At 32.9% G+C, this 1,222-nt stretch carries 2 protein-coding genes and 1 pseudogene; all 3 read left to right on the top strand.

The genetic code is table 11. The features are described from left to right. Positions 1-133, top strand: a pseudogene (locus tag A5N84_RS12250) (IS982 family transposase); the annotation flags it as partial. A 140-nt stretch (positions 134-273) separates the two neighbouring features. Continuing rightward, positions 274-561, top strand: coding sequence for a hypothetical protein (locus tag A5N84_RS09215; protein ID WP_072282139.1), 288 nt, complete (start codon positions 274-276; stop codon positions 559-561). Between the two features lie 414 nt (positions 562-975). Then, positions 976-1,200 (top strand): hypothetical protein, encoded by a 225-nt coding sequence (locus tag A5N84_RS09210; protein ID WP_072282138.1) that lies wholly within the window; start codon positions 976-978, stop codon positions 1,198-1,200. The last annotated feature ends 22 nt before the right edge of the window (positions 1,201-1,222 follow it).

Genomic DNA, 1,222 nt, shown 5'->3' with positions numbered 1-1,222 from the left:
CACTATTGAACATACTCGCCATCGTTCAGAGAAGGGATTTTTGTTGAATCTGATTTCTGGATTAACGGCATATTGCTTGTTTCCGTATAAGCCGCAGATGCTTGGGAAGAATGCTTTGGCGGCTGCTAAATAGAGGTGGCTTATCCCGAACTCAGGTTAAGCTAAAAAGAAACTTTGAAAATAATGTGGCTCTAGCCTTTGCTTATCAATGGCTTAAGATATGAATGTTCAACAGAACCTAATATATTTTGAAATTTTGTTAAGAGATTATATATGTGTATAGAATTAAATCGTTTTATTAAATTAATAAATGAAAATTTCAAAGATATCTCAAATGAGGAAAATGAATCCTTAGTTATAGCTATCTTTAGAGATTTAGATAAACAAGAACTATGGAATGATAGGTCAGCTCTCTATAGCTACATAAAAGGGAGTAACTCACTAAATCAGCATATCGATTATATTGAAAATAATATAAAACAAGGACTATTTATTGAGCCTTTTAAAACATGGACGGATATACCAGATTGGTATCTTCCCGATTTAAGTCATGAGGTTTAAGTTTTACAACTCCAACGAAGAGAAATTTTTATATCCCAAAATTTATTATTCAGACAATAACGCAAAAGTTTCCAACCAAGACTAACCTAAATGATTTATCATTTTTTGCATGGGAAAATCACCTTTTACCACCATTTATAAAGGGTTTAGAATATCCTAAAAATGAATATTATAATGATTTTACCAAATTAGATGATAAACAAAAAAGTTTAATAGCTTTCTTTTTATGCCATAGATTTGAAGAAAAACAGATCATTTTTGACAAACCAGATAAAACTCAAAAAACCTTTTTTTACGAATATTGGCTACCTTACTTGAAGGTATTATTTAGTGATATAAATCTATTTGACAGTGACAATATGGATTGATCTTTGACATTAAAGCCGAAAAATAAAGCTAAAAACAAGGGTAACGGTGGATGAGACGACAGGTTTGGTGAAAAACTTGAATCAAGATGCGGTCAATACGGCGATACAGGATTACCAAAAACAGGTAGAGGCTTACTTGCAACAAAACCATCCGAATGCGACGGTAGGCGATGTGTTGGGTACCAGTAAGATTAAAGAGTATAAGAGTCAGTTTTTAAGCCCTGTGTTGCCGTATCAAGTGAAGACGGTAATCAGTGAGGCTCTAGACTAGCAGGGTGATTGGTATAATTTAT

The sequence above is a fragment of the Rappaport israeli genome, from assembly GCF_001888055.1.
Lineage (GTDB): Bacteria > Pseudomonadota > Gammaproteobacteria > Cardiobacteriales > Cardiobacteriaceae > Rappaport > Rappaport israeli.
This window is presented reverse-complemented; position numbering and strand designations above follow the sequence as displayed.